General features: G+C 74.2%; 14 protein-coding genes. 4 read left to right on the top strand and 10 right to left on the bottom strand.

The annotated features are described in order from the left end of the window. The gene (locus tag BS73_RS32320; protein ID WP_037577914.1) at positions 1-549 is read left to right on the top strand and encodes an RNA 2'-phosphotransferase; all 549 of its coding nucleotides are present in this window, start codon (positions 1-3) and stop codon (positions 547-549) included. On the opposite strand, the gene BS73_RS32315 is transcribed toward BS73_RS32320, so the two are convergent. Then, on the bottom strand, positions 528-1,121 hold the full coding sequence (locus tag BS73_RS32315) for a TetR/AcrR family transcriptional regulator (protein WP_037577912.1): 594 nt from the start codon (positions 1,119-1,121) through the stop codon (positions 528-530). The genes BS73_RS32320 and BS73_RS32315 overlap by 22 nt on opposite strands. Before the next feature lie 160 nt (positions 1,122-1,281). Between BS73_RS32315 and BS73_RS32310 the strand changes: the two genes are divergently transcribed. Next, positions 1,282-2,046 (top strand): SDR family oxidoreductase, encoded by a 765-nt coding sequence (locus tag BS73_RS32310; protein WP_037577910.1) that lies wholly within the window; start codon positions 1,282-1,284, stop codon positions 2,044-2,046. Between the two features lie 112 nt (positions 2,047-2,158). Here BS73_RS32310 and trpS read toward each other — a convergent pair whose 3' ends face one another. The 3 genes from trpS to add all read right to left on the bottom strand — a co-directional run bounded on the left by trpS (position 2,159) and on the right by add (position 5,092). Beyond that, the gene (gene trpS, locus BS73_RS32305; protein WP_084704521.1) at positions 2,159-3,262 is read right to left on the bottom strand and encodes a tryptophan--tRNA ligase; all 1,104 of its coding nucleotides are present in this window, start codon (positions 3,260-3,262) and stop codon (positions 2,159-2,161) included. 306 nt (positions 3,263-3,568) lie between these two features. After that, positions 3,569-4,042 carry a carboxymuconolactone decarboxylase family protein gene (locus tag BS73_RS32300; protein WP_037577908.1) on the bottom strand — a complete coding sequence of 158 codons (474 nt, stop codon included), beginning with the start codon at positions 4,040-4,042 and terminating at the stop codon, positions 3,569-3,571. Positions 4,043-4,144: 102 nt separating this feature from the next. Further along, complete coding sequence (add, locus tag BS73_RS32295) at positions 4,145-5,092, bottom strand: adenosine deaminase (RefSeq protein ID WP_037577907.1); 948 nt, start codon at positions 5,090-5,092, stop codon at positions 4,145-4,147. A gap of 195 nt (positions 5,093-5,287) precedes the next feature. Here add and BS73_RS32290 point away from each other — a divergent pair, with 195 nt between their 5' ends. Then, complete coding sequence (locus BS73_RS32290) at positions 5,288-5,887, top strand: dihydrofolate reductase family protein (RefSeq protein ID WP_037577905.1); 600 nt, start codon at positions 5,288-5,290, stop codon at positions 5,885-5,887. 48 nt (positions 5,888-5,935) lie between these two features. Here BS73_RS32290 and BS73_RS32285 read toward each other — a convergent pair whose 3' ends face one another. From BS73_RS32285 to BS73_RS32260, 6 genes are all read right to left on the bottom strand, one after another. Then, positions 5,936-6,559: a TetR/AcrR family transcriptional regulator gene (locus tag BS73_RS32285; RefSeq protein ID WP_037577903.1), complete on the bottom strand. Its 624-nt coding sequence runs from the start codon at positions 6,557-6,559 to the stop codon at positions 5,936-5,938. Positions 6,560-6,709: 150 nt separating this feature from the next. Continuing rightward, complete coding sequence (locus BS73_RS32280; protein WP_037577901.1) at positions 6,710-8,935, bottom strand: 3-hydroxyacyl-CoA dehydrogenase NAD-binding domain-containing protein; 2,226 nt, start codon at positions 8,933-8,935, stop codon at positions 6,710-6,712. A 67-nt stretch (positions 8,936-9,002) separates the two neighbouring features. Further along, complete coding sequence (locus BS73_RS32275; RefSeq protein WP_037577900.1) at positions 9,003-10,220, bottom strand: acetyl-CoA C-acetyltransferase; 1,218 nt, start codon at positions 10,218-10,220, stop codon at positions 9,003-9,005. A 98-nt stretch (positions 10,221-10,318) separates the two neighbouring features. Then, a complete protein-coding gene (locus BS73_RS32270) occupies positions 10,319-10,771 on the bottom strand; it encodes a pyridoxamine 5'-phosphate oxidase family protein (protein WP_037577898.1) in 453 nt (150 codons plus the stop codon). 91 nt (positions 10,772-10,862) lie between these two features. Continuing rightward, positions 10,863-11,411: a chloramphenicol phosphotransferase CPT gene (cpt, locus tag BS73_RS32265; protein ID WP_037577897.1), complete on the bottom strand. Its 549-nt coding sequence runs from the start codon at positions 11,409-11,411 to the stop codon at positions 10,863-10,865. A 187-nt stretch (positions 11,412-11,598) separates the two neighbouring features. Further along, complete coding sequence (locus BS73_RS32260; protein ID WP_084704519.1) at positions 11,599-12,261, bottom strand: TetR/AcrR family transcriptional regulator; 663 nt, start codon at positions 12,259-12,261, stop codon at positions 11,599-11,601. A 449-nt stretch (positions 12,262-12,710) separates the two neighbouring features. Between BS73_RS32260 and BS73_RS32255 the strand changes: the two genes are divergently transcribed. Further along, entirely contained in the window at positions 12,711-15,029 is a 2,319-nt protein-coding gene (locus tag BS73_RS32255) for an acyl-CoA dehydrogenase (RefSeq protein ID WP_037577896.1), read from the top strand. Positions 15,030-15,094 lie beyond the last annotated feature (65 nt).

Here is a 15,094-nt window from a genome sequence, read left to right as displayed (position 1 = left end):
ATGCCCCGCCGTGCCCCGTCGTCCAGGTTCCTGGCTCTGGTCCTTCGCCATCGGCCCGAGCTGGTGGGAATCCAACTCGACTCCGCCGGCTGGGTGGCGGTCGACCGGCTGCTGGCGGCACTCGCGGAGGATGGACGGCCGCTGTCGCGGGCGGAGTTGGACGAGATCGTCGCGACCAACGACAAGCGGCGGTTCGAGGTGGAGGGGACGGGCGCGACGGCGCGGATCCGGGCCAGCCAAGGGCACAGCGTGGCCGTGGAGCTGGGGTATGCGCCGGCCGTGCCGCCTGACCTGCTGTTCCACGGGACGCACGGCGGGGCGGTGGACGCGATCCTGCGGGAGGGGCTGCGGCCGATGACGCGGCACGCCGTCCACCTCTCCGCCGAGGCCGGGAGCGCGGCCCGGGTGGGCGCCCGGCGCGGCCGGCCGGTGGTGCTGCGGGTGGACGCGGCCCGGATGGCCCGGGACGGCTACCGATTCGAGGTGTCGGCCAACGGGGTGTGGCTGGTCGAGGCGGTGCCGCCGGCCTACCTGGCGCCGGAGGGCTGAGGCGGGCGTACCCGCAGTCCGTCGAGGACCAGGTCCAGCATGTGGCGGGTACGGGGCTGCCAGTCGGGGCCGTTGTCGCCGCGCCAGAGGAACGAGACGAGGAGCAGGACCTCGTCCGGGTCGAGGTCCGGCCGCAGCCGGCCGGCCCGCTGCCCGGCGGCCAGGAGGGAACCGAGGGCCTCGATGACCGGCGGGTAGTACTGGCTGCCCAGGTCGGCCCGGGTGGCGGCCTCGACGGCGAGCGAGGCGCCGTGCTTGATGCGGCCGTAGGCGGCGAGGAGGTCGAGCCAGCGGCGGAGCGCCTCGACCGGGTCGTCCCGGTGAGCGCTGAGCAGCCGCGGCGCCGCCTCGATCAGGGCCTCGACGTCCTCCCGGTAGACGGCGATCAGCAGCGCCTCGCGGTGCGGGAAGTGCCGGTACATGGTGCCCTGGCCGACCCCGGCCGACTTCGCGATGGACTGGAGGGTCGCCCCCGGGTTCTCTGTGAAGGCCTCGCGCGCGAGCTCGATGATGCGGGCGCGGTTGCCCTGCGCGTCCGAGCGCGGGGCGCGGCGGCGCGGCTGGGTGGCCATGCGGACTCCGGAGGAAAGGCGGGCGGCGGTGGCGGTCGACTAAGCGGACATATGTCCGCTAGGGTGGGGGCAGTTTTAGCGGACACGTGTCCGCCTAGTGGCTTGCAGGAAGTCTACGGCTTCCGGCCCGGGCGGACGACAGCAGGGACGGGTGACGGTGATGACAGCAGTGCGGCAGGGCAGCGGCACCGACGGGATCCGCGGAAAGGTCGTCGCGATCACGGGCGCCGGGAGCGGGATCGGTGCCGCCACCGCGCGCCTCCTCGCCGAGGGCGGGGCCAGGGTGGTGCTGGCCGGGCGCCGTGAGGATCGGCTCGCCGACCTGGTCGGCGAGCTGGTCGCGGAGGGCGGCGAGGCGGTCTACAGCGTCTGCGATGTGACGCGGCGTCAGGACCTCGCGGCGCTGGTGGCGACGGCCCGGGAGCGGTTCGGGCGGCTGGACGTGCTGGTCGGCAATGCCGGGATCGGGCGGGTGGCGCCGCTGGACGACCTGCCGGTGGACGACTGGGAGGCGATGATCGACGTCCATGTGAAGGGCCTGCTGTACGGCATCGCGGCCGCACTGCCGGTGTTCCGGGAGCAGCCCGAGGGCGGGCAGTTCGTCCACACCGTCTCCACCGCCGCGTACCGGACCGTCCCCGGGCAGGTGGTCTACTCGGCGTCGAAGACGGCCGCGCGGACCCTCACCGAGGGGCTGCGGCAGGAGGCCGGCCCGTCGATCCGGGTGTCGATGGTGTCACCGGGCTTCGTGGCCACCGAGTTCGCGGACCACGTCAAGGACCCGGCGCTGCGCGAGCGGCTGGAGGAGATGAAGCGGAAGGCGATCCCGCCGGAGGCGGTGGCCCGGGCGATCCGCTTCGCGATCGAGCAGCCGCGCGAGGTGGACGTGAACGAGATCGTGGTACGGCCGACGGCCCAGCAGTGAATCGTGGCCCGGCCGACGGTCCAGCGGCGAGCAGTGAGCGGCGTCCGCCGTCGCCGCTGAGGGCGGCCACCCGGCGGGGCGGGGTCAGCGGGGCCCCGCCCCGCCGCGCGGGTCAGCGGTAGTCGCTCCCCATGGCCGCGCGCACCTCGGCGAGGGTGGTCTCGGCCACCGCCCGCGCCCGCTCGTTGCCCTCCGCCAGTACGCGGCGCAGGTGGGCGCGGTCCGCGGCGTACTCGGCCCGCCGGGCCCGGATCGGCGCCAGGTACTCGTTGACCGCCTCCGTGACCGTCCGCTTCAGCGCGGCCGCGCCCGCGGCGCCGGTCTCGGCGGCGATCTCCTCGGGGGTCCGGCCGGAGCAGAGGGCGGCAAGCAGGAGCAGCGAGGAGACCTCGGGGCGGTTCGCCGGATCGTAGGTGATGTGCCGGTCGGCGTCCGTCCTGGCACCTCGGAGCAGCCGGGCCGTCTCGTCCGGGCTCGCCCCGAGGGCGATCGCGTTGCCGCGGCTCTTGCTCATCTTCCCGCCGTCCGTGCCGAGCAGCAGTGGCGCGCTGGAGAGGAGGGCCTCCGGCACCGGGAAGACACCGGCACCGGTACCGACACCGCCACCTACACCGGCACCGCCGGCGGCGCCCCCGCCACCGCCCCCGTACCGCTCGTTGAAGCGGCGGGCGATGGTGCGGGTGAGCTCCAGGTGCGGCAGCTGGTCCTGTCCGACCGGTACCAGGCCCGCCTTGCAGGAGAGGATGTCGGCGGCCTGGTGCACCGGATAGGTCAGCATCAGCCCGCTGACGGCGGACTGCCGGGAGTGGGCGATCTCGTCCTTGACGGTCGGGTTGCGGTGCAGCTCGGCGACCGAGACCAGGCTGAGGAAGGGCAGCATCAGCTGGTTGAGGGCGGGCACGGCGCTGTGCGCGAAGACGGTGCTGCGCGCCGGGTCGATGCCGACGGCGAGGTAGTCCAGCACCTGTTCCTCGACGTGCCGGCCGAGGTTCTCGGCGACGTCCCGGTCGGTCAGCACCTGGTAGTCGGCGAGCAGCACGAACACCTCCACACCGAGGTTCTGCAGCCGCACCCGGTTCCGCAGCGTCCCGAAGTAGTGGCCCAGATGCAGCGGCCCGGTGGGGCGGTCCCCGGTCAGCACCCGGAACCGTCCGGGGTCGCGGAGCACCCGCTCCTCGAGGGTCGGGGCGGGGGCGGTCTCGACAGCCTGCGTCATGGCGTCTCCCAGGTCCGGAATCGCGGTAGGTGTGATGTCGCGAGCCGCCGGACGACGCGCCCCGGGTCCAGGAACACGAAGAAGGGCCGTCCGTCCGAACGGCCCTTCTGGTCATGTCCGAGTGGTGGCCGCTCCTACCTGGAGCGCCACCAGTTCAGACCTGACATGTGAGGCATGGCCTCAGAATACCGTCATCGGAACGGCACCGGGAGGGTTTCCCGGCCGCTGCCCCGGGTGCTCGGCCGGTGGGGTCCGGACCCCCGACAGGCGGAAGGAAGGCGGATGGCAGGGGCCAGGGAACGCCCCCTAGTGCACCATGCCGACCTCGTAGTGGCCGGCCGGCTGGCGGGTGAGGACGTTGCCCCGGTTGAAGGCGTTGATGACGGCGATCTGCAGTACCAGGGCGGCCAGCTCGTCCTCGTCGAAGTGCTTGGCGGCGTTGGCCCACACCTCGTCCGGGACGCCGCCGGCCGCGTCGGCGATGCGGGTGCCCTCCTCGGCGAGCTCCAGCGCGGCGCGCTCGGCCTCGGTGTAGACCGTGGCCTCCCGCCAGGCGGCGACCAGGTTGAGGCGGACCGCGGTCTCCCCCGCCGCCGCGGCCTCCTTGGTGTGCATGTCGATGCAGCCGGCGCAGCCGTTGATCTGGCTGGCGCGGATCTTCACCAGTTCCAGCGTCGCGGAGGGGACGGTGGACTCGGCGAGTACCTGCCCCGCGGCGATCAGGTGCTTCAGGGCCTTCGCCGCGACCGGGCTGGCCATCACGTTGATACGGGCTTCCATGGTGTGCTCCTGGGTCTGGATGCGGGTCTGGGTCGCCGTTGCCGACACCCTTGAGACGAGACGGCCCACCGCCCTGTGACACGCCGCCCTGTGACCCGCGTCTCAGCGCGCCCAGTCGTCGATCCCGGCCAGCAGGGCGGCCTTGACCTCGGCGGGGGCGAAGGAGGCCGCTACCGAGGCGCGGGCGAGGGCGGCCAGGTCGGCGTCGGTGCGGCCGAGGTGGTCGCGGGCGCGCCGGTACTCGTCCGCGAGGGCCGTCTCGCCGTCCGTGTTCAGGGTGACCAGCAGGCCGGCCGCGAGGAGGCGCGGGAGCGGGTGCTCGGCCAGCGAGGGGACCAGGCCGAGGAGCAGGTTGGAGGTCGGGCAGACCTCCAACGGGACGCGCCGGGCGGCGAGTTCGGCCACCAGGTCCGGGTCCTCCAGAACCCGGATGCCGTGGCCGATCCGCTCGGCGCGGCCGAGGGTCAGCACCTCGCGGACGCTTTCCGGGCCCGCCGCCTCCCCCGCGTGGTGGACGAGGTGGACGCCGGCCTCCTGGGCCTCGGCGCAGACCTCGGCGAACGGCTCCGCCGGGTACGCCTCGTCGCCGGCCAGCCCGATGGCGACCACCTGCGGCCGGTGCCGGAGGGCGAGCCGGAGGCTGCTGCGGAGGCGTTCCACCGGGCGGCGGCGGGAGTGGTCGAGGATCACCGCGGTACTGATGCCGTACCGCTCCGCCCCGGCCGCCAGCCCTTCGAGCACCGCGGCCAGCGGCATCTCGGGATCGCCGAGGCGCTCGCCGTGCGCGGCGGCGGTGAAGCTGACCTCGACGTGGCCGACGCCCTGCGCGGCCTCGTCCGCGCAGAACTCCTCGGCGATCCGGCGGAAGTGCGAGGGCTCGCGGAGCAGTGCCCGGACCTCGGCCCGGGCGTCGCCGAACTCCCGGAAGCTGCCGAACGGCCGCTGCTGGACGGCGGGTTCGCCGCCGAGGTCGCGGATCGTGCCGGGACGGACGGTGCTCTCGAGATGGGTGTGGAGATGGGCCTTGGGGAGCGTGCGGACGTCCTTCACCGGTCCGGAGTGTAGAGGAGTCGGCGCCGCCGCCGGAGGGATTCGAGGGGCACGAGCGGTGGTACGGATGCCGTCCACAGGAAACGGAGCGATCGGCGCGGTCGGAGCGGTCGGAGCGGTCGGAGCGATCGGCGCGGTCCGCGCGATCGGCGCGGTCCCCGATGAGTCCGGGCGGCGAGAGGAGTCGGTAGGGGTATGAGATATCTGCATGCGGTGGCATCGCTGGACGGCTACATCGCCCATGAGGACGACGGCGTGGGGCCGCTCCACGACTGGTACTTCAACGGGGACCACCCCATCGTCGACGTGGACCGGCCGGAGCTCCACGGCGGTTCGCCGTTCCGGGTCTCGGCGGCCTCGGCCGAGTACGTGCGCGGGATGTGGGCGCGGCAGAAGGTCGCGGTCATGGGGCGGCGGCTGTTCGACCTGACCGACGGCTGGGAGGGCAAGCCGCCGGCCGCCGATCACGTCGTGGTGGTCTCGCACCGGCCGCGCCCCGAGGGCTGGCGCCCGGAGGCGCCGTACCACTTCGCCCGCTCGGTCGAGGAGGGGATGGCGAAGGCCGAGGAGCTGGCCGACGGCGGGGAGATCGCGGTGACCGCGGGCGACATCGGCGGGCAGGCGCTGGCCCTGGGGCTGATCGACCGGGTGGCGATCGACGTGGTGCCGGTCGTCTTCGGCAGCGGGAAGCCCTACTTCGGCTCGCTCGCCAAGGGCCATCTGATGCTGGAGGACCCCGAGGTGGTCATCCCCGGCGACCGGGTACTGCATCTCCTCTATCGGGTGCGGCGCTGACGCGGCGGCATCCGGCACTCGACACGGGCGCGCGCGGCAGCCGCCCGGCTACTGCCGCAGCAGCGGGGCCAGGTAGCGGCGGGCGAAGGTGCGGGCCTGGTCGTCGTCGGTGACCTCGATGCAGCTCTCGGGGTTGAGGAGGAAGGAGACCACGACCCGGACCATCAGCTCGGCCACCGGCCCCGGGTCGGCGGTGACGTCGCTGGTCTCCCGGAAGTGGCGGACCAGATACTCCCGCATCGCGACCAGCACCGCCCCGCCCTCGGTGGTCAGGAACGGCAGCACCACCTCGGGCTCCAGCCGCAGCAGACCGCCCATCAGCGGATGCGACTGCATGGCGCGGAGGGACACCACGAACCCCTCCACCACCCGGTCCTCCATCCGCGGCAGCCCGCCGACCGCGGCGTCCAGCTCGTCCAGGAACCGCCGGGACTCGCGCATCAGGCAGGCCGAGACCAGGCCGTCCTTGTTGCCGAACCGGCGGTAGACGGTGACCCGGGAGACGCCGGCCCGTTTGGCCACGTCGTCCACGGTGGAGCGGCGGAGGCCGAAGCGGACGAACTGCTCGAGCGCCGCGTCCAGGATCCGGTCCGCGGCCGGGTCCTCCTCGACCCTCGGGTCGGCGTCCAGCGCACGCGCGAGCAGCGACGCCCCCTCGGTTGTGTTCGCCATCGTGTCGGCTCCCCATTCCTGCCGCGGCCTGATTCCTGCCGTGGCCTGGCCGTGTCCGCTGCGTGCTCCTGCTGTGCGCCCCTGGAGAAGTATGACCGCCCCGGCGCTCGGCGGCGCCGGGGCAGCGCGCCTCCGGGCGCGGCGGCCGGCTCAGTCGCGGAACTCGCGGCCCTCCGCGGCGTACCGCTCCAGCAGCGCGGGCGGGGTGAAGCGCTCGCCGTACGCGGCCGCCAGCTCCCTCGCCCGCTCGGCGAAACCGGCCACGCCGCCCTGGTGGCCGTTGATGTACTGGAGGACGCCGCCCGTCCAGCCGGGGAAGCCGATGCCGAGGATGGAGCCGATGTTGGCGTCCGCGACCGAGGTCAGCACGCCCTCCTCAAGGCAGCGGACGGAGTCCAGAGCCTCGGCGAAGAGCATCCGCTCCCGCATGTCGCGGAACGGGATCCCGGCCCCGGGCCCGTCGGCGGCGGCCTCGGCGGTGGCGGCGGCGGTGCTGGCGGCGGCGGTGAAGTGCTCGCGGAGGCCCGGCCACAGGCCCTTCCGCCGGCCGTCCTCCCCGTACTCGTAGAAGCCGCCGCTGCCGCTGCGGCCCGGGCGGCCGAACTCGTCGACCATCCGGTCGATCACCCGGTCCGCCGGGTGCTCGGTCCACTGCCGGCCCGCGGCCTCGGCGGCCCGGCGGCCCTCGTCCCGGATCCTGCGGGGCAGGGTCAGGGTCAGCTCGTCCATCAGGGAGAGGACCTTGGCCGGGTAGCCGGCCTGGGCGGCGGCCTGCTCGACGGACTGCGGGTCGACGCCCTCGCCGACCATCGCCACCCCCTCGTTGATGAACTGGCCGATCACCCGGGAGGTGAAGAAGCCGCGGGAGTCGTTGACCACGATCGGCGTCTTGCGGATCTGCCGGACCAGGTCGAAGGCGCGGGCCAGCGCCTCGTCGCCGGTGTGCTCGCCCTTGATGATCTCGACCAGCGGCATCCTGTCCACCGGCGAGAAGAAGTGCAGGCCGATGAAGTTTTCCCGGCGCCGCACCCCCTCGGCGAGGAGGGTGATCGGCAGGGTGGAGGTGTTGGAGCAGAGCAGCGCGTCGGGGGCGACGACCTCCTGGATCTCCTGGAAGACCTTGTGCTTGAGCGCCGGGTCCTCGAAGACCGCCTCGATGACCGCGTCGCAGCCGGCCAGGTCGGCGGGGTCCGCGGTCGGGGTGATCCGGGCCAGCAGGGCGTCCGCGTCGGCCTGCGAACTGCGGCCGCGCTCGACGGACTCGGCCACCAGCCGGGCCGAGTAGCCCTTGCCCTTCTCGGCGGCCTCCACCGAGACGTCCTTGAGGACGACCTCGATCCCGGCCCGGGCGCAGGAGTAGGCGATGCCGGCGCCCATCATCCCGGCGCCGAGGACGGCGGCCCTCCGCACCTTCCGCGGCGCCACGCCCTGGGGGCGGTTCGCACCGGAGTTGACCGCCTGCATGTCGAAGAAGAAGGCCTGGATCATGTTCTTGGCGGTCTGCCCGAGCACCAGCTCGGTCAGGTACTGGGCCTCGATCCGGAACGCGGTCTCCACGTCCACCTGGGCCGACTCGACCGCCGCGGCCAGGATGTTCCGCGGGGCCGGGTAGGGGGCGCCCTTGAGCTGCTTCTTCAGATTGGCCGGGAAGGCCGGGAGGCCGGCCGCGAAGCGGGGGTCGGCCGGGGTGCCGCCGGGGATGCGGTAGCCCTTGGCGTCCCAGGGCTGCCGGGACTCCGGGTGGGCGGCGATCCAGGCCCTGGCCTTCGCGAGCAGTTCCTCGCGGTCGGCGGCGAGTTCGTCGACCAGGCCGAGCTCCCGCGCCGCGGCCGGACGGTACTGCTTGCCCTCCAACAGCACCTTCGTCAGCGCGTCGGCCAGGCCCAGCATCCGCACCGTGCGGACGACCCCGCCGCCGCCCGGCAGCAGGCCGAGGGTGACCTCGGGCAGGCCCAGCTTGATCGACGGGTCGTCGAACACCACCCGGTGGTGGCAGGCGAGGGCGATCTCCAGACCGCCGCCGAGGGCGGAGCCGTTGACGGCCGCCACGACCGGGACGCCGAGGGTCTCCATGGTCCGCAGGGCGCGCTTGACCCGCATCCCGGCCTCGGTGACCTCGGCGGCGGCGTCCGGCCCCGCGCTGGAGAGGAGGCGGAGGTCGCCGCCGGCGAAGAAGGTCTTCTTGCCGGAGGTGACCAGAACCCCCGTCAACTCCCCCGCCCCCAGGGCCTCCTGGAGGCGGGCCACGGCGGATTCGAGGGAGGCGGTGAAGGCCTCGGTCATGGTGTTGACCGACTGGGTGGGGTCGTCCAGGGTCAGCGTGACCACGCCGTCCCGGTCCTGCTCCCAGCGGATCGTCTCGGTGCTGCTGCTCATGCTCTTGGGGTCTCCTGAGGTGCGGGCCTGAGGTGCGCTGCGGCGGGGGTGGTGACGTGACGGGGCGTCAGACGCGTTCGACGATGGTGGCGATGCCCATGCCGCCGCCCACGCAGAGGGTGGCCAGGCCGCGGCGGAGGTCGCGCCGCTCCAGCTCGTCGACCAGGGTGCCGAGGATCATCGCCCCGGTGGCGCCCAGCGGGTGGCCCATGGCGATGGCGCCGCCGTTCACGTTGACCTTGTCCAGCCCCCCGAGGCCCATGTCCTTGACGAAGCGCAGCACCACCGCCGCGAAGGCCTCGTTGATCTCGACCAGGTCGATGTCCTCGATGCCGAGACCGGCCTTGGCGAGGGCCTTGCGGGCGGCCGGGGCAGGGCCGGTGAGCATGATGGTGGGCTCGGCGCCGGTGACCGCTGCGGAGACGATCCGCGCCCGCGGGGTCAGCCCGTTGCGCCGGCCGGCCTCCTCGCTGCCGATGGCGACCAGGGCCGCGCCGTCCACGATGCCGGAGGAGTTCCCGGCGTGGTGGACGTGGTCGATCCGCTCCACCCAGTGGTACTTCTGCAGCGCCACCGCGTCGAAGCCGCCGAGCTCGCCGACGCCGGCGAAGGAGGGCTTGAGGGCGGCCAGCGAGTCGGCGGTGGTGCCGGGGCGGATGTGCTCGTCGCGGTCCAGCAGCACGACACCGTTGCGGTCCCGGACCGGCACCACCGAGCGGTCGAAGCGGCCGGCCTTCCAGGCCGCCGCGGCCCGCTCCTGGGAGAGGGCGGCGTACTCGTCGACGTCCCGGCGGGTGAAGCCCTCCAGGGTGGCGATCAGGTCGGCTCCGATGCCCTGCGGGACGAAGCCGGTCTCGTAGTTGGTCATCGGGTCGACCGCCCAGGCGCCGCCGTCGGAGCCCATCGGCACCCGGGACATCGACTCCACGCCGCCGGCCAGCACCAGGTCCTCCCAGCCGGAGCGGATCTTGGCGGCGGCCAGGTTGACGGCCTCCAGGCCGGAGGCGCAGAAGCGGTTCTCCTGGACCCCGGCCACGGTGTCCGGCAGGCCGGCCGCGATCGCCGCGGTCCGCGCGATGTCCGAGCCCTGGTCGCCGACCGGGCTGACCACGCCGAGGACGATGTCGTCGATGGTCGACGGGTCCAGCTCCGGGAAACGGCGCCGTACTTCGTGGATCAGCCCGACCACCAGGTCGATCGGCTTGGTGCCGTGGAGGGCGCCACCGGATTTGCCCTTGCCGCGCGGGGTGCGGACGGCCTCGTACAGATAGGCTTCGGAAGTCACGGTGGTTGGCGCCCTTCAGCTCGACCGGCCATGGTGATACGGCGAGTGTCACTTTGTCACAGCGCCACGTCAACACCCCGTCAGCCCGGCGGCCGCGCTCATCGGCGGCGGAGGGTCTCCACGGCGCGGCCGGGACGCCACACCCGTATCACCAGCTCGTCGTTCTCCACCGCGGTCAGCACCGCCTCGGTGAGGTCGAGGCGGAAGGCGTGGAAGTCGCCCGGCGGCTCGCTGCCTGTGGTGTAGTCCCGCTTCTCCCCGGGGTCCACCACCTCCAGCGCCACCCCGGCCACCTTGGCGTCCCCGTCCCCGCTCGGATGGGCGTGGATCGCGCAGCGGCCGTCCCGCTGCAGGTCGTGGGCCTTCCTCGCGCCCAGCATCGATCCGAAGGACAGATCGGGCCCCCGGAAGTCCACCTCGGAGCCGCTCACCCGCGGTGAGCCGTCCTTCCGCAGGGTGGCCAGCACATGCGTCTCCGCCGCCTCGAACCGGGCCCGGACCACCCTCGCGAGCTCCGGGGCCTCCTTCTCGAACCGCTCCCATGTCGCCATGGAGGGGAGTCTGCCAAGGGGGTCTGACAATCCCGGCGGCACACGGCGGCTCCCGCGCCTTCGCGTTCGCGTTCGCCTTCGCGTTCGCGCCTCAGCCGACCCGGGCGGCGATGATCCGGGCCGCGATGATCCGGGCGCACTCCAGGGACTCCGTACGGGTGGTGTCCACCTCCAGGTCGTAGTGGACTCCCCGGTGGACCAGCTCGGCCTGGCGGGCGGCCATCCCGGGAACCCGATCGCCCCGGGCGGTCTCCCGGCCGGCGGCGACGGCCGCCTCGCAGCGGACGCCGACCCACAGCACCCGCAGCCCGTCCAGCGCCTGCCGCCAGCGCCGCTGCGACTCCGAACCTCCGAGGAAGACCTCGTCCACCACGATCCTGGCGCCGGACCTGGCCATCGCGGCCACCCCGTCGATCCAGGCCGCCTCCAGGCTCCGGAACTCCGGCCCGACGGTCACCTCCCCGTCCGGGGCCAGCTCGATCCCGCCCTCGGAGGACCGCATGGCGGCCGGCATCGCCTCGACGAGGACGTCCGTGCCGAGCGCCAGCCAGGGGTCGGGCAGCACCGCCTGGAGGCAGCGCGCGATCCCCGACTTCCCGGAGCTGGAGCCCCCGTTGAGCACGATCACCTGAGTCGCCATCGGCCCAGGCTATGCCCGGCCACGCGGCCCGCCGACCGATTTCCGGCGCCCCTCCGGCCGGGCTCGGCGGAGGTCCCGGTCGCGATACGGTCTGCGACGGCGACGGCGACGGCGCGGAGCCCGAGGCGGGGCGCGCCTGCCCCTCGGCGCGCCGGCCGCCCCTCGGCGCGCCGGCCGCCGCTCGGCCTCAGCGCAGGCTTTGGGCGGCGAAGTCGACGAAGCGGTCGGCCAGGCGGTAGACGTCCGCCATGGTGCCGTCGTGGTAGACGGCACGGATCAGCAGGTTGCCGATCATGGACCAGAGCATGTTGGCGGTGTCCTCGGCGCGCTCGTCGCCGAGGGCGGCGAAGTAGCGGGCCAGGTCGCGGGTGGCGGCCTTGTTGAGGTCGGCCATGGCGGCGACGGCGTTGCGGTCGGGGCTGTCCTGGAGGTCGACGAAGGCCTTGAAGAACTGCGGCTTGCGCTCGAAGGCGCGGACGATCCCCCGGACCCGGGCCCGGGTCTCCGCCTCGGCGGTGGCCGAGGTGAGCCGCGCCGGGGCCCGCCCCTCCGCGCCCATCCCGGCCCACTCGCTGAGCACCACCGCGTAGAGGTGGTCCTTGGAGGCGAAGTAGCGGTACATCGTGCCGCGGGCGACCTTGGCCTCGGCGAGGACATCGGTGATCTGGATCCGGTCGTAGTCGCGGGCGGTGAGGACCCGGAGGGCCGCCTCGACGATCCGGCGCCGGCGGGCGAGCTGCCAGTCCGGCATCCCCTCGGTGGGGAGGTGGCCTCCGCCTCCACCGTTGCCTCCGTCTCCGCCGGCGGCGGGCCGGGCGGCCGCCGTCCGCGGGGCCTGCTGCTCTGTCATGGCTCGCCTCGGGGTGAAGGGACCTGCGCTGCTGGGGAGTTGAGCATCCCGGGCGGGGCGTCCTGGTCGCCGGTGCCGGGGCGGCACCAGGTTAACCGCGTCAACCGCGTCCACCGCGGCCGCGCGGCGGCCGTCGCCGGACCTGGCGGAGACGACCACGGCCGGTGGCAGTCGTTGCCGGGTGAGCGAGAGCCGCCGGGGAGCGGCCTCTCCGCCCCTTCATTCGGCAGCTATTTACCTGACGCTGCGTCAGAATGCTTGTTATACAACACATTTGATGGAGTATCAGATACACGCCACAGTTGACCAGACTAAGACTCCAGGTCTAGTTTCGGCTAGGCGTCGGAGCCAGCGCCGATCGGAATCGAGCCCGCCGCATACCGGAGCGTGATGCGCGACAACGGCCTGTTCCTCTCGAAGCGTTCGGCCCAGGACGGAGACTGACCACGATGGGGATCGCCCTCAGCGGCACGGAGCGGGAACTCGCCGACGCGGTACGCGGTTTCGTCGGGCGGCACGCCGCCCTCGCCGACACCCGCTCGGCGTTCGACCGGCTGGCCCGCGGCGGGCGGCCCGCGCACTGGGACGCACTGCTGCGGCAGGGGCTGCACGCCGTCCACCTCCCCGAGGAGGTCGGCGGCCAGGGCGGCACCCTCGCCGATCTGGCCGTCGTCCTGGAGCAGTCCGCCCATGGGCTGCTGCCGGGACCGCTGCTGCCGACGGCAGTCGCCGGCGCCCTCGCGGTACGGCTGCCGGCCGGCGAGGCCCGCTCGGAACTGCTGAAGGAGCTGGCCGGAGGCGCGACGGCGGCGCTGGTGCCGCCGGCGGGCGGGGACGGCGCCGAGGACGCCGACGGCCCACCGGTGCTCGGCCTCCTCTCCGCCGAGCTGCTGATCGTCGGGGTCGCGGACGGCGCCACCGGGCGCATCCGGTGGCTGCGCGTCGACCCGGAGGCGGCGGGCCCCCTCGGGCTCCGGCGGGTTCCCGAGACCGGCGTCGACCTCACCCGGGACATCGGGCGGTTGCGGCTGCCCGCCGCTGGCGTCCCCGCCACCGCCGCCGACCTCGGCGAACTCCCGCCGCAGTACGCCGACTTCGCCGCCTCCGCCGCGGTCGCGCTGGCCGCCTGCGAGGCGGCCGGGGTGATGCGCTGGGGCGTGGAGACCGCCGTCGAACACGCCAGGGTGCGCGAGCAGTTCGGCCGCCCGATCGGCTCCTTCCAGGCGGTCAAGCACCGGCTGGCCAGGCTGCGGGTGGGCGCGGAACTGGCCGCCGCCTCGGCCTGGGACGCCGTCCAGGCCCTCGGCGAACCTGCGGGGCAGCGGCGGATCGCGGTGGCCGGCGCCGCCCTGGCCGCCCAGGGCCGAGCGGCCGGGGCGCTGCTGGACACCATCCTGGCCCTCGGCGGCATCGGCTTCACCTGGGAGCACGACGCCCATCTCTACTGGCGCCGGGCGATCAGTCTGGCCGCGCTGGCCGGTGCCCCGGAGATCTGGCAGCGGCGGCTCGGCGAGGCCGCCCTGACGGAGCGCAGGCGGCACCGCATCGCGCTGGACGAGGACGAGGAGCGGCGGACCGCCCCGTTCCGCGCCCGGGTCGCCGAGGTCCTCGACGAGGTCCGCGAGCTCCCCCCGGACTCCCCAGGCCACCTCGGCGCCGACTTCGGCCCGCGACGCGACCGGCTGGCCGCGGCGGGCCTGGTCGCCCCGCACTACCCAAAGCCCTGGGGGCTGGCCGCCACCCCGGTCCAGCAGCTGGTGGTGGCCGAGGAGTTGGAGCGCCGGGGGCTTGCCGCGCCCTCGCTCGCCATCGGCGCCTGGGTGCTGCCGACCCTGCTGGCGCACGGCAGTCCGGAGCAGATCGAGCGGTTCGTCCCGGGCACCCTGCGGGCCGGGGTGCGGTGGTGCCAGCTCTTCAGCGAGCCCGGGGCCGGCTCCGACCTGGCGGGACTCGCCACCCGGGCGGAGCGGACCCACGGCGGCTGGCTGCTGAACGGGCAGAAGGTGTGGACCTCCGGGGCGCACGCCGCCGACTGGGGCTTCTGCCTGGCCAGGACCGACCCCGACGCGCCCAGGCATCGCGGGCTGAGCTGCTTCCTGGTGGACATGTCCGCCCCCGGGGTCGAGGTCCGCCCGCTGCGGCAGGCCACCGGGGAGTCCGGCTTCAACGAGGTCTTCCTGGACGGCGTGTTCGTACCGGACGACTGCCTGGTCGGCGAGCCGGGCGCCGGGTGGCGGGCCTCCCTCACCACCCTCGGGAACGAGCGGCTGACCATCAGCTCCTCGATGAGCAGCGGACTGACCGAGCCGATCCGCCGGCTGGTCGCCGACGCCGGGGGCCCGGCCCGCGAGGCCGGACTGCGCGCCCTCGGCCGGATCGAGGCCAGGGCGGGCGCGCTGGCCGCGCTCAACCTGCGGGAGACGCTGCGCCGCCTGGACGGGCAGCAGCCCGGTGCCGGGGCCAGCCTCAGCAAGGTGGCGGCGGCCGAACTCGACCGCGAGGCCGCGGAGGCGGCCCTCGCGCTGGCCGGCCCCGAGGCGGCCGTACGGCCGGCGGGCTACGGCGGCGGCCCCGGCGACAGCGGCCCCGGCGACGGCGGCCCCGGCGACGGCCGCGACGGCCGCGACGGCGGCTTCGAGGGCGGCGGCGGGCCGGTGGACGCGGCCGGTGTCGAGCTGCTCCTTCCCAGCCGGCTGATCGGCGGCGGGACCATGGAGATCCAACTCAATGTGATAGCCGAGCGCGTCCTGGGGCTTCCGCGCGGTTGAACCCGCCCGGGTGCGCGCCGCCGTCCGCGCCCCCGCCCGCTTCCGTCCCCTGTTGACACGGCGCT

The organism is Phaeacidiphilus oryzae TH49 (assembly GCF_000744815.1).
GTDB classification, from domain to species: Bacteria; Actinomycetota; Actinomycetes; order Streptomycetales; family Streptomycetaceae; genus Phaeacidiphilus; species Phaeacidiphilus oryzae.
This window is presented reverse-complemented; position numbering and strand designations above follow the sequence as displayed.